The 13692-nt window shown below is 49.6% G+C and carries 10 protein-coding genes; 7 read left to right on the forward strand and 3 right to left on the reverse strand.

Features of this window, described 5'->3' with window-relative positions; genetic code table 11:
* Positions 1-51: 51 nt before the first annotated feature.
* Complete coding sequence (locus ELR70_RS07995; protein ID WP_054014478.1) at positions 52-426, forward strand: hypothetical protein; 375 nt, start codon at positions 52-54, stop codon at positions 424-426.
* A 107-nt stretch (positions 427-533) separates the two neighbouring features.
* Here the strand turns inward: ELR70_RS07995 and gorA are convergent, their stop codons facing one another.
* Positions 534-1892, reverse strand: coding sequence for a glutathione-disulfide reductase (gene gorA / locus ELR70_RS08000; RefSeq protein ID WP_054014479.1), 1359 nt, complete (start codon positions 1890-1892; stop codon positions 534-536).
* Between the two features lie 253 nt (positions 1893-2145).
* Between gorA and prlC the strand changes: the two genes are divergently transcribed.
* The 6 genes from prlC to ELR70_RS08030 all read left to right on the forward strand — a co-directional run bounded on the left by prlC (position 2146) and on the right by ELR70_RS08030 (position 11259).
* A complete protein-coding gene (gene prlC / locus ELR70_RS08005) occupies positions 2146-4191 on the forward strand; it encodes an oligopeptidase A (protein WP_054014480.1) in 2046 nt (681 codons plus the stop codon).
* Positions 4192-4348: 157 nt separating this feature from the next.
* The gene (locus ELR70_RS08010) at positions 4349-5488 is read left to right on the forward strand and encodes a response regulator (RefSeq protein WP_054014481.1); all 1140 of its coding nucleotides are present in this window, start codon (positions 4349-4351) and stop codon (positions 5486-5488) included.
* An 86-nt stretch (positions 5489-5574) separates the two neighbouring features.
* Positions 5575-6330: a class I SAM-dependent methyltransferase gene (locus ELR70_RS08015; protein ID WP_054014482.1), complete on the forward strand. Its 756-nt coding sequence runs from the start codon at positions 5575-5577 to the stop codon at positions 6328-6330.
* Between the two features lie 186 nt (positions 6331-6516).
* Complete coding sequence (locus ELR70_RS08020) at positions 6517-8442, forward strand: methyl-accepting chemotaxis protein (protein ID WP_054014483.1); 1926 nt, start codon at positions 6517-6519, stop codon at positions 8440-8442.
* A 140-nt stretch (positions 8443-8582) separates the two neighbouring features.
* Positions 8583-9581: a hypothetical protein gene (locus tag ELR70_RS08025; protein ID WP_054014484.1), complete on the forward strand. Its 999-nt coding sequence runs from the start codon at positions 8583-8585 to the stop codon at positions 9579-9581.
* A gap of 118 nt (positions 9582-9699) precedes the next feature.
* Complete coding sequence (locus tag ELR70_RS08030; protein ID WP_054014485.1) at positions 9700-11259, forward strand: bifunctional GNAT family N-acetyltransferase/carbon-nitrogen hydrolase family protein; 1560 nt, start codon at positions 9700-9702, stop codon at positions 11257-11259.
* Between the two features lie 134 nt (positions 11260-11393).
* On the opposite strand, the gene ELR70_RS08035 is transcribed toward ELR70_RS08030, so the two are convergent.
* Positions 11394-11819: a hypothetical protein gene (locus ELR70_RS08035; RefSeq protein WP_054014486.1), complete on the reverse strand. Its 426-nt coding sequence runs from the start codon at positions 11817-11819 to the stop codon at positions 11394-11396.
* A gap of 11 nt (positions 11820-11830) precedes the next feature.
* Complete coding sequence (locus ELR70_RS08040; protein WP_054014648.1) at positions 11831-13639, reverse strand: S8 family peptidase; 1809 nt, start codon at positions 13637-13639, stop codon at positions 11831-11833.
* Positions 13640-13692: the final 53 nt, after the last annotated feature.

Raw genomic sequence — 13692 nt, forward strand, 5'->3', positions numbered from 1 at the left:
AAGGCGCATCGGGGCACCATTTTACTATCAACACAAAGAGAGAAATAAAATATGAAAAACACATTGATAACACTTGCTTTCATTGCATTGAGCGCACTGTTTTTTGCACCGTTTTCACAGGCGCACGGTGACACCAAACCGTTACATGGCGGTGTGGTAAAGGTTGAACATGAAATGGTATTTGAGCTGGTACGCGGAGAAACCGGTGCAAGCTTGTATCTTCGTGATCACGGTAAACCTTATCCAACGGCTAAAGTAACAGGCGATATTACTGTACTTGCCAATGGTAAAAAAGCAGATGCGGCGTTAACGGCTGCGGGTGATAACAAAATGACCGCTGACGTTGTGATTCCTGATGGTGCCAAAGTGCTGGTTAAAGTGAAGGAAAGTGGCCATCATTCAGTGACGGTCCGTTTTACATTCTAAAAAACGCACCGAATACCCTAAGCTATGTTTAGGGTATTCAAGGGCGACTCGGGAGCCGAACGGTGCTTAGGTTAACGACCATGTAAGCCGTTTGGTTACGATGAACTTTATCTCATAGTAACAAACTCTTCTGACCCCGTTGGGTGAATCGCCACTACCGAATCAAAATCCGCTTTGGTGGCGCCCATCTTCATGGCCACGCCAAAGCCCTGGATCATTTCATCTACGGCAAAGCCGATGCCGTGCAGGCCAACGATTTTTTCGTCCTCACCGGCACACACCAGTTTCATTTTGCAGGGCTGGCGGTGCTGGGTTACTGCGGTATACATGGCTGCAAAGGTCGAGGTGTAAACCTTGATGTTGTCTTCACCATACTGTTCAATGGCTTCTGGTTCGGTCAGGCCGATGGTGCCGATGGGCGGGTGGCTGAAGACCACGGTCGGGACCAGGTTGTAGTCCATTTTGGCGTTGGGCATATCCGGGTTAAACAGGCGCTCTGCCAGCATACGGCCAGCTTTTACCGCGACAGGCGTCAGCTCAATGCCGCCGTCCATAATGTCGCCCAAAGCATAAATGCCAGATACCGAGGTGTTCTGATATTCGTCAACTTTAACGTAGCCGCCTTCTGTGATGGCCACATCGGTGGCAGCCAGGTTGATTTTATCCGTCACTGGCTCTCGACCTATGGCCCAGATCACATGCTCCACCGTGTGTGACTCGCCGTTTTCTAAGTGCAGGGTTACGCTGCCGTCGTCGTTTTTGCTCAGTGATTTAGGTACGCTGTGGGTGTGTAGTGTTGGCCCTTCTTTGTCCATGACTTCGGTCAGGGTGTCGACCAGGATAGGGTCAAAGTTACGCAGCGGGGCATGCTTACGTACAAACAGATGTGTTTCTGTGCCCAGGCTGTGTAGTACGCCTGCCAGTTCAACGGCAATGTAGCCTGCACCAATCACAGCCACGCTCTTTGGCTGTGCCTTGAGCTCAAAGAAATCATTAGAATCTATGCCCAGCTCCGCACCCGGGATATTTGGAATCGACGGGCGGCCACCCACGGCGATACAGATATGCTCGGCGGTGTAGTGCTCGCCGTTAACTTCTACCGTGTTGTTATCAACGAATTTGGCAAAGCCGTTGATCACGGTCACGCCATTGCTGGCCAGGTACTTATTATAGCCCTGGTGAATACGGCCAATATAGGCTTCGCGGCTTTCAACCAGTTTGCTCCAGTCGAAGTCTTTGACTTCTACATCAAAGCCATAATCCGGTGCGTACAGCTTAATGGCTTCGGCCACCTGCGCACCGTGCCACATCACCTTCTTAGGTACGCAACCTACGTTTACACAGGTGCCGCCCATATGCTTAGCTTCGATGAGTGCCACTTTGGCGCCACGCATTGCAGCGCGGTTGGCTGAGGCAATACCACCGCTACCGCCACCAATGGCGATATAATCAAAATGTTGTGCCATGATTAATTCTCTATAAATGCTGATAAATGGCACTAGCTTAACACTATATTAGCCGGGGCAAAGTCCGGTGGGATAAATTTTTCCGATAGGGGTCATCGCTTTTTTCGATGGCACACAGGTAAGGTCCATCAGGTCAAACTAACACCGACTGAACAAACCCCGATTTAATTTGTCTGGATTGGCTGGTGTACCTTGTTTTTTTTAAAGAAACACCCAAATATAAAAGATAATCAAAGATCAACAGAGAGGCGTTATGACTAACCCGTTAATTGGCATGGAAGGCTTGCCACCGTTTTCAAAAATTAAACCAGAACACGTTGTGGAGGCACTGAAACAAGCCATCGCACATTGCCGAGACACCATAGACGAGGTGCTGAAAAACGATTCATACAGCTGGGAAAACCTGGTGCTGCCACTCGAAGAAGCCGACGATAAGCTGTCGCGCATGTGGTCACCGGTTTCGCATATGCACTCAGTGGTCAATAACGATGCATTACGTCAGGCATTCGATGCTTGTCTGCCTTTGATCTCAGAATACAGTACTTATGTAGGTCAACATCAGGGCTTATATCAGGCATACAAGTCACTCAAAGAATCAGACTCCTTTGCCACACTGAGCACAGCCCAGCAAAAAACCTTAGAAAACGCATTGCGTGACTTCAAGCTGTCGGGTATTGCATTGGCACCAGAACAACAAAAGCGTTACGGCGAGATCAGTGCGCGTTTGTCTGAGTTGTCGTCTAAGTTTGGCAATAATGTGATGGATGCGACACAAGCCTGGACTAAGCATGTGACCGACGAAGCTGCGTTATCAGGTCTGCCTGAGTCTGCATTGGCACTGGCGGCACATACAGCGCAAAGCAAAGAACTTGAAGGCTGGGTGTTCACGCTGGACATTCCTTCATACCTGCCTGTCATGACGTATGCCGATAATCGTGAGCTGCGTGAAGAGATGTACCGTGCTTATGTGACCCGAGCGTCTGATCAAGGTCCGAATGCTAGAGAATTTGATAACTCAGAGTTGATGAGCGAAGAGCTGGCACTGCGCCATGAACTGGCTCAGTTGCTGGGTTTTGACAGCTATGCGCATAAATCACTGGCCACTAAAATGGCACAATCTCCTGAGCAGGTATTTACCTTCCTGAACGATTTGGCGTTACATGCCAAGCCTCAGGCCGAAAATGAGCTGGCAGAGTTAAAAGCATTTGCAGAAAAAGAGTACGGAGCCACAGAGCTGGCTGCCTGGGACTATGGCTATTATGGCGAGAAACTGAAACAGGCCAAATATGCTATTTCTGACGAAATACTGCGCCCTTACTTCCCGGCAGATACTGTGTTAAACGGCTTGTTCGAAACCGTGAACCGTTTGTTCGGTATTAAAGTGACTGAAATTCAGGACTTTGATACTTATCACCCTGATGTGCGCTTCTTTGCAATTCACGACGCACAAGGCACTCTGCGTGGTCACTTCTATCTCGACCTGTATGCCCGTGAGCACAAACGTGGCGGCGCCTGGATGGACGACTGCATGGGCCGTAAAGTACGTGCCAGTGGCGAGTTACAAACGCCAGTTGCCTACCTTGTGTGTAACTTCAATAAAGCGGTAGGTGATAAACCTGCACTGTTCACTCACAACGAAGTAACCACTTTATTCCATGAATTTGGCCATGGCATTCACCATATGCTGACTCAGGTTGATGCATCAGCGGTTGCGGGTATCAACGGGGTAGCCTGGGATGCGGTAGAGCTGCCAAGTCAGTTCCTGGAAAACTGGTGCTACGAAGAAGAGGCACTGGCGTTTATTTCCGGTCATTATGAGACAGGTGAGCCATTACCAAAAGCACTACTGGACAAGCTGCTGGCGGCGAAAAACTTCCAGTCAGCCATGCAGATGTTGCGTCAGATAGAGTTCTCTTTGTTTGACTTCCATATCCATGCGGACTTTGACCCGGCTAAGCCATGTCAGATCCAGCACACTTTGAATGCGGTCAGAGAGAAGACTGCGGTCGTCAAGGCGCCGGAATTCAATCGCTTCGCGCACAGCTTTAGCCATATTTTTGCTGGTGGTTACAGCGCAGGTTACTACTCGTATAAATGGGCTGAAGTGCTATCGGCTGATGCGTTCTCGCGTTTTGAGGAAGAAGGGATCTTTAACGGTCAGACAGGTACCGATTTTATGCAGCATATCCTTGAGAAAGGGGGAGCTGAAGATCCTATGACGCTGTTCACGCGTTTCCGTGGCCGTGAACCCAGTGTCGACGCACTGCTGCGTCACAGTGGCATCGAAAAAGCGGCATAAGCCGTCTTTCTGGCGGCTTTTTGAACATCTGTTCCCCGCATGCCGCCAGACCTGACTTAAAAACACCACATAAGTCGCTTGTGTGGTGTTTTCCATTCGCAAATTAGACAGTTCGCGCTATGCTGTTTTAGAGAACCAACCTTGTAGGGACCGCTGCATGAGCAATTTAGTACTGGCCATTGATGACGATAAACTGGTACATCACATTGTCGAACAATCCTTATTGCACAGCTGCAAAGTTATCCACGCATACAGTGGCGAAGAAGGGCTGAAAATGGCCCAGGAGCAGCAGCCGGATATTATTTTGCTCGACATAGAAATGCCTGGCCCTTCGGGCTTTGAGGTGTGTGAGCGGCTGAAAGCGAATCCTCAGTTGTGTGATATTCCGGTGATGTTTTTGTCGTCTAAGAGTGCCATTTCTGAGCGAATGCGCGGCTACAATGCTGGCGGGGCCGACTACATTGTTAAGCCTTTCGACAGCGATGAAATGCTGGCGCGCATTAAGGTGCTGGATGAGTATCGTCGCCAATCGCTCAAGCTTAAGCAGGATGTGCAAAAAGCACAGATCACAGCCGAAATCGCAATGTCGGATTCTGGCGATATGGGTCGGATCATGCGTTATGTGGGTCAGTCCTATCATGCTCATGACCTCAATACTCTGTCTGAGTACTTTTTTGAATTTTTTGTACCCCTGCAATTGCAGGTTGCGGTGGCGTTCTGGTATCACGAGGGCGAAGTTTTTTATTCTCAGGAAGGCGCCATTCAGCCACTGGAGCAGGAGCTGCTGGAGAAACACCGTGATGGCGACCGCTTTGTGGATTTTGGCCGTCGCACCATAATTAACTACCCCAAAGTATCTCTGCTGATTAAGAATATGCCTATGGATGACGTAGGGTTATATGGCCGTTACAAAGATCTATTGCCGCATATTCTCGAAGCTACCAATGCCAAAATTAAGGATATGGAAGTCAGTGAGGTGGCATTGAACAAAGTAGAGCAAATTGGCCTGGCGTTTGAATCGCTGAGCGATCAACTGGGTGATGTTGCTACAGCATTTAACAGCAAGCTGACCGAGTTTTCTGAGTATGTGGCCGATGAGCATGAAAATGGCAAGCAGGCTGAAATAAAACAATTATACGAGCACTTTTCACTGGTTAATGATGAATTCTCGATTATTCGCTATAAACTGGGTGAAATCACCGAAGTTCGGCATGAACTTATCCAGAGTTTAAACCAGATGGCTAAACCCTGGGGTGAAGAAGACGTGCCAGCACAGACAGATATCGAGCTGTTTTAATCGCAGCTCAGCATGCGCAAGACAGAGATTTCATAACCGTGATGATCCAGATATAATCCCTGCGTTACTATTTGCGGAGCCTGCTGTTGATCATCCATACCCCTTTTGCCGAAAACCGTCCTTATTTAGCGCGAATTGAACAACAGTTTGCCTTGCAAACCTGGCAGCAGGACAATCCTAATTTTCGTTTAACCTTTGATGAGGCCGGATTGCAGCTATTAAAGCTTGATGAGCCTAAGCTGGGTGGTATCCGGGTTGACTTTGTTACGGGAGCGAGCGCACATCGTCGTAAGTTTGGTGGCGGTAAAGGGCAGGCCATCGCCAAGGCAGTGGGGCTAAATAAAGGGGCAACTCCTGTGGTACTGGATGCCACTGCGGGGCTAGGGCGAGATGCCTTTGTGCTGGCAGCGCTGGGCTGTGAAGTGATTTTACACGAGCGCCACCCGGTTGTGGCGGCATTGCTGTTTGATGGTCTGGAGCGCGCTTATCAGGACGCTGAGATAGGCAGCTGGATGCAGCAAAATATGCGTATGGTGTTTGGCTCCAGCCACGATCTGCTGGCACAGAGCGAGCTACAGCCAGATGTGGTGTATCTGGATCCTATGTTTCCGCATCGTGAGAAATCGGCGCAGGTTAAAAAAGAAATGCGGGTGTTCCAGTCTTTGGTAGGCGGAGATGCCGATGCCGATGCCTTACTACCGTTTGCTCATGCACTGGCATCGAAACGTGTGGTGGTCAAGCGACCCGACTATGCGCCATTTCTGAATGAGCAAAAACCCAGTATGCAGATCGAGACCAAAAAGAACCGCTTTGATGTGTATGTTAAAGCGGCAATGAAGTAATACCAATCTCCAAAACTCTGCTTGTCATCTGTATGAAGTAAAGTTCCTGTAAAAGGTATTTACTTCTTCTACGCCAAAAGTATGTTTTTAAAATTGGCTGATTGATTTCTGAGCAATCTACATCAAACTGTCATAAAACATTAATAGTCTACGCCCGAATTTGAATCAATATGGCTGTAGTATCTAATGCGTGTTTCTACTTTTACTCGGCTGCTTGCCGTGTTACTGGCTCTGGCCAGTATCGTGCTGGCCGCCACTTTGTTCTGGGCTAGTCAGGTCTTTAGTGAATTAGACAAACAAAACAACGCTTATGTTACGCTGAAAAACACCATACTGATCGATCTTGCCGGTACGATCGAAGATTATCTGAGCACAGGTGACAGCCAGGAGCTCAGCAAGGCCAGCGAACAAATAGCAGACCTCAAACAGCGTCAATTGACAGCGTTGCCTTCAGTGCTTGCCTCTGACATGACGAATCAACTTGATGCACTTGATAGCGACATTAATGGTAAATACCGTGCCCTCGGTAAGCTGTCGGGTAATGAAATGGCGCTGCTGGACAACGCCATCAGACAAATGTCGGGTTCGGCATCCTCTTTAATGAGCTATACGGCCAAAGCCTCGGAGCATCCGCTGGCGCCACGCTATTACGCGCTGGCATCAGATTATTATGGGGAAGTCACCAACCTCAGTATTTACACCTATCAGCTGGTGATCCACTTTGAGCAGCAAACACGTCAAAACCTGTTAAACAGCGTGCGTCGCCTTCAGGATTTGGCACAGCAGATAGACCGCCTGGCCAACTTAGGGGTAATGAGTGAAATTGACGAAGACGAGTTATTTCTGGGGGCTGAGGCAGAAGATTTAGCACTGGAGATCAAAGCAGAGTTGAACAGCTGGCCCAAGCGTTTCAGTCGCGACCTGGAAAATACCTTGGCTCAGGCTGAACAACGCCAGCAGGGCATGGCTCAGCTGCGAGGGGATATTAAGGCGATTTCGGCCTTGGTACTGAGTGCTGAAGAAGCCCTGCAGGCAGAGCAAAATACGCTTAAGCAAAACGTCTTTACGATTTTTGGTGTGGCCATTGGTTTACTGGTGTTATTGGCCATTGCTGTATATATCGTGCAGTTTAGTCAGGTACTGACGCCACTTCGCCAGCTCCGTAATGGCTTTGCTTTCCTGATAGAAAGCAATGAGCTGAAAAACATCGACAGTCAGAATGCTAATACCGAAATTGGCGAAATAGCCAGTTACTTTAATCAGCTTATTGAACGTCAGCGTGATGAAGCGCAGGAGCGGGAGCAAATGCTGGCGGTGATCAATGACTTTATGCAGGATATGAATACCAACCTGGCCAGTATTAGTGAGCTGGCAGAAACCACCTCCTCTCAGGTGGAGCAGAATCAGCATCAGCTTGACGAGATCAAAGCGTTGGGTTCAGAGGCCAGTGAAATCAATCAGCAGGTGTCGGATAACGCCAGTGAAACTTTCTCTGCGATGAAGCAGAGCGTGAGCTATGCCGAGTCAATGCTCAGCGCAAGTTCCAGTACTCAGCAACGAGTGGAGCAGGGCTTGTCCAGTCTCAATGAGCTGTTAAACGGGGTGGCTGATGTGGGCAAAGTGATTGAAATGATCCGCACCATTGCAGAGCAAACCAACTTGCTGGCACTGAATGCGGCCATTGAGTCGGCGCGTGCCGGGGAGCACGGGCGAGGGTTTGCAGTGGTGGCCGATGAAGTGCGCAAGCTGGCTCAGCAAACGCAGGACTCGTTGTCAGACATCAATGAACAGCTGAACATCCTCAGTGACAATTCAAGTAAGGTGTCGTCGCAGATCAGCGCACTGGCAGACGAAGCACAGCAACAAACTGAACATGCGCAGGAACTGAAGAGTAATTCTGAAGGGGTTGCTGAGCGCGCTCAGGGAGCCAGCCAGGTGGCCGAGCATGCCATGGAGCTGGCTCAGCAGCAAAGTTCGCTGGTAGATAACTTCAGCAGTGCGATGGCCCTGATGAAACAACAGGTGAACGGCTCAAATCAGCAGGTACGGGATATTCAACACAGTTTGCAGGAGCAGATGATCAAAATTCGTGAAAGTATTGGTATTCAATAACTCACACATCTGTTCTTTGCTCGCTGACATGATGTATTGATGTCGGCGAGCAGCTGCTCACCTTTTCGTCTATTTCTGGTAACTTGCCGGTATCTTTGCTACAACTTGGCCATGCGTTATCTGCTATTAAGGACAGCAAGATGAATTGGTTAGTTAACACGCTAACGGCAAGTTTATTTGCTCTGGCTCTGAGCGCCTGCTCCGACAGTGCACAACAAGCCGACCCTGACTTTACCCCACAAAACACCGAGCGCAGCTTTTTATCCGACAATAGTCCGGTCGTTTTTATCGATGAAGCCCACCATAACTTTTTAACCATGAATGGCCGTTTCCGGCCTTTTACGCAGGTACTGCAAAGCGATGGCTATACGGTTAAAGCAAGCAAGGTTACGTTCAATACAGAGCACCTGAATCAGGCTGATATTTTAGTGATAGCCAATGCGCTGGACAAAGACCGGACTGACTGGAATCCCCCCTTTGGCAATGCCCTTACCATGCAAGAAGTCACAGTGGTGACAGAGTGGGTGAAGCAAGGTGGCGCGTTGTTTTTAGTGGCCGATCATACGCCGTTTCCTAAAGTGATAGAAAACCTGACCCATGCACTGGGATTTGAATTCAGCCATGGTCACGTAGGTAATGCACAGTTCACAACTCATGATAATACCTTAGCACAGCATGCAATTACCTTAGCGGTCGTGCCTGCGCTGAGAAAGCTGCCAGGTGCGTCATCCATGACAGGGTTTGGTCTGACGGGCGCTGTAGGTGGTGCAGCTTCAGCGGCAGCAACAGACCAATCGACAGGTCAAATCGAACAGGTTCGCTCGTTTGGTGGCTCGGCATTCAAAGCGCCAGAAGGCGCGATTTCACTGCTTACGCTTGGCCCGCAAGCTATGTCGGTTAACCCTCAGGTACCTTTTCAGATCACGGCGGACACGCCACGTATGTCTGTGGATGGCTGGAGCCAGGGCGCGGTGCTTGAGTTTGGTAAAGGGCGGGTCGCTGTATTTGCTGAAGGCATGATGTTTTCCTCGCAAGTGGATACACAATCAGGGCAAAAATATGGGCTGGCTTCAGAAGGGGCTGAGCACAACGAAGGTTTTCTGCTCAATGTGATGCGTTGGCTGGCAAACGCCGAGTGATCGTCAGGGCATACACTGGGTGACTTGGTGTGTGTCAGTTTGTGAGCCGGTTTAGCAGCGACTATCTTTATCAGGGTGAGTGTCTTACAAAAAAAGTTGAAAGCAAGCAGGAGTAATAATGAGCGACAGTAACTTAACTGATAACTTTGAACATAAACTCAATCTGCGCAGCCTGGAGGTGGAGGATTATGCAGATCTTAAAGAGGTGATGGGTATTGTTTACCCTGATCTGGGAGGCGCCCCGTCAGAGAAGCAGTTCAAGGCTCAGCTCAGCAGCTTTCCCGAAGGTCAGATCTGTATTGAAGACCATGGTAAAGTGGTCGCCGCAGCATTCTCCTTGATTGTGGATTATGACAAGTTTGGCGACCACCATACCTATGATGAAATAACCGGTGACGCCTATCTCACAACACATGACCCGCAGGGAGATGTGCTTTATGGTGCCGAAGTCTTTGTGCACCCTGACTATCAGGGCATGCGTCTGGGACGTCGTTTGTACGAGGCCAGAAAAGAACTATGCCAAAACCTAAATCTTAAATCGATTGTGGCCGGCGGACGCATTCCTAACTATCAACACCATGCCAGCGAGATGTCGCCACAAAAGTATATTGAGCTGGTAAAGAAAAAAGAAATCTATGACCCCATACTCAGCTTTCAGCTGTCTAACGACTTTGAAGTAAAGCGCGTACTCAATAAATACCTGCCGGAAGACAAAGAGTCCAAAGGGTATGCAACCTTGCTGGAATGGACCAACCTGTACTACGAGCGCCATGAATCCCCTTTGTTTGGCGCGGTCAAAAAATCCGCCCGGGTAGGCTGTGTACAATGGCAGATGCGTCCGCTTAATTCCGTTGCTGAGTTGACCCAGCATGTGGAGTTCTTTATTGATGCACTGGCCGATTATCAGTGCGATCTGGCATTGCTGCCTGAGTTGTTTAATGCGCCATTGATGGGCATAGAGGCGCACGAGAACTCGCTGGACTCCATCAAAGCACTGGCGGCATTTTCCAATGAAGTAGTGGAAGCCATCTCCCATCTGGCGGTCAGCTACAACATTAATATTATCGCAGGGTCAATTCCGGTGATAGAAGACAAAGCACTCTACAATGTGTCTTATTTTTGCCGGCGCGACGGTACCATAGAGTCGCAAACTAAAATTCACCCGACCCCGTATGAAAAAAGTGCCTGGATCATGCAAGGTGGCGATAGCCTGAGTGTGTTTGATACCGACTTTGGCAAGATTGGTATTCTGATCTGCTACGATGTGGAGTTTCCTGAGCTGGCGCGCCTGCTGTCAGAGCAGGGGATGCAGATCCTGTTTGTGCCTTTCTGGACAGATACTAAAAATGCCTATTTACGGGTACGTTGTTGCGCGCAAGCCCGTGCCATTGAAAACGAATGCTATGTGGTGACGGCGGGCAGTGTGGGGAACCTGCCCAAGGTGGATGGGGCCGATATTCAGTATGCTCAGTCAGCGGTATTTTCTCCATCTGATTTTGCGTTTCCTCACGATGCGACCATGGCTGAAACCACCCCGAACACAGAAATGACCTTGATTGTCGACTTAGATCTGGAGAAGTTGCATGAACTGCGTCATGAGGGGTCTGTCAGAAACTATCTGGACAGACGACGAGACCTTTATCGTATCAACTGGCTGGGTGAACAAAAAATTAAATAAACGGGCTATGCGCTGTACTGATATGGTCGTAGCCTCTGGCGTATCGAATCTCTGTGAGTTGATTAAGGGGGCCTGATTTATTAGGCGTCTTTGAAGGGCGATATCCAGCGCCTGTGCTGGATATCGCGACTGGGTTATTCTGATTCTAACCCTTCGATTTCAATGCCGAATTGTGTGCTGGTGACCCCCGCCAGGCTTGCAATATAGGCTTTAAATTCACGCAGCTCAGTGTTGGCGTCGGCAGCGAAGATAGCACGGTTGGCTCTGACATAAACCAGCTTCAGCTTGTGTGCTGCGGCAAACTCCCGGGCATCAATCAGTGGCTCCAGCTGCGCTACTACCTCACCTGTTAGAATATAGATCGAACCAGACTTGGCATCTGTGATGGTGGCACCGCTCAGTAATGTCTCGCTGGTGGTGAGGTAATGTTTACCGTTCAGTGTAACGCTGTGACTCAGTGCAGAACTCAGTGGCTGTGCCTCATAAACATCTGTGGTGGACGCGCTGGCAGTGGATATACCGCAGGCGAGTAGCACGGTCGCGATTAGTTGTTTTTTCATGTCAGTACTCCTTATTTACGACCGATGAAACGAATGTCCCACGATTTCAGCAGGCCATTTTCAAGGTTGTTTCTGTGCACCATATTAACATTAGGTGCGCCTGCAGCACGGGGATCAAAAATATAGTATTCATCCTCAGCTGCTGTATCAATAACGCGTAAGGTCCAGTCACCTTGTGCCTGTTCCCCATAGAAGTGGTGGGTCAGCATTTGCGTGTTGTCCATACCACTTTTACCCAGAATTGTACCGGTGCGTGGTGTCATGATGACGCTGCGAGTACCAGCAGGAGAGATCAACTCAATCGCGAGATCTCGGGTGCTGGTGTGGTCGATATTGACGCGCACCTGAACAGCGTCAACTGTCATCGCTTCTGTGGACTGGTAAGTGCTTTGTACACCGTTCACATCACCGTCTGGGATCTCAGCGTTAGCGCTAATCACAAAGCGCTCGGTCTGAGTAAAGTGCCCCAGAGTCTGGTTGTAGAATCGCGCCATATTGACCGCCGCGTCTACATCCACGGCACCAAAGCCGTAATAATTATGGAAGGTATAGCCAGCAGCATTGGTCTGCCAGGCATCAATAGCCTGATAACTGACGGTAGTACCTTGTGCATTATCAAAAGCCAGCGAGACACCCGGGTTATCAGCATCAATTTTGCGTGCCGTCGTGGCCAGGATATGGCGTACATCTTGCCATGTTAGCGCCGGATTGGCCGACATGATCAGGGCGATGGCACCGGCTGCACTGGGTGCGGCAGAAGAAGTACCGTTAAAACGTGCGCCATAATCACAGGTCGGATCCAGTGGATGACCGCCATGCAGATTGTTGCGGCCATATGCCGGGTTATAGCCCGCGTCACACCCACTCAGATCGGTGGTGATCATCGCCGGAGAATAAACACCATACTGTCCGCCTGTGGCAGACACGAACACGGCAGAGCCTACGGTTGAATAGGAAGAGAGCTGACCATCGGCATTATAAGCCGATACAACCAGGTTCCAGAACGAGGTATCCATTCGCTCCAGGTTGACATTTTGCAGCGGTAAACCATGGTTGTCATTGTCGAAACGTAAGTAGCCGGAACCTAAATTGGGGTCCTTAAAGGTTTGTCTGGCATAGCCGTTTCCTGCCGATTTGACGAAGAGTGCACCGCGGCCGCCATGTGTCGTACGCGTAATTTCTTCCTGTGCATCTTCATAGGTTTTAAGCCAGGGTTCTTTGTCATAGTCAAAGCTGACGGGAGAGGACAGTGTACGGCCATAACTTTGGTTAAAAACTCTCGGAAAATCAAAAGAGTGTTTGCTATACCCATCTGAGTACATGCCGTGAGACTGTAGCCAGTTGGCGGTGTTGTAATTACCTGATGAGATCAGGTTAAAGCCCACAAGTCCAGCACGCGGGGCAATACCTCTGCCGCCAACGCCATTAAATGCACTTGCCGCGATAATACCGGCAACGGCTGTACCATGGCGATCTGTGGGGCCGCTGGGCACCAGATCGGGTGTATCAGTGGTAAAGTTCCATGACCCCGGGCGCACATTATCGCGCAAGTCCGGATGAGTCAGCTCCACGGCTCCGTCAATAACGGCAGTAGTAACGCCGGTGCCCAGAATACCCAGCGCATGGGTCAGAGACAGGTTCATATCTTCGCCTGCCTTACCGCCGCGCTCTGAAAACGCAGCCTGTCCGGTATTTTGTAAATGCCACTGGTGAGATACCAGCGGATCGCCCGGCATCAGTGGATAGTCGGCAGCCGAGACGGCCACACTGTGCGAGGCCGCGATACATGCAGCCAGTATAGTGAGTTTCGTTTTGATCATGAGTTTGGATTCTTCTTGTTGATGATTTGTCCCTGTTTTCATGTACCCTATAT

It is taken from the genome of Pseudoalteromonas sp. R3 (assembly GCF_004014715.1).
GTDB lineage: Bacteria > Pseudomonadota > Gammaproteobacteria > Enterobacterales > Alteromonadaceae > Pseudoalteromonas.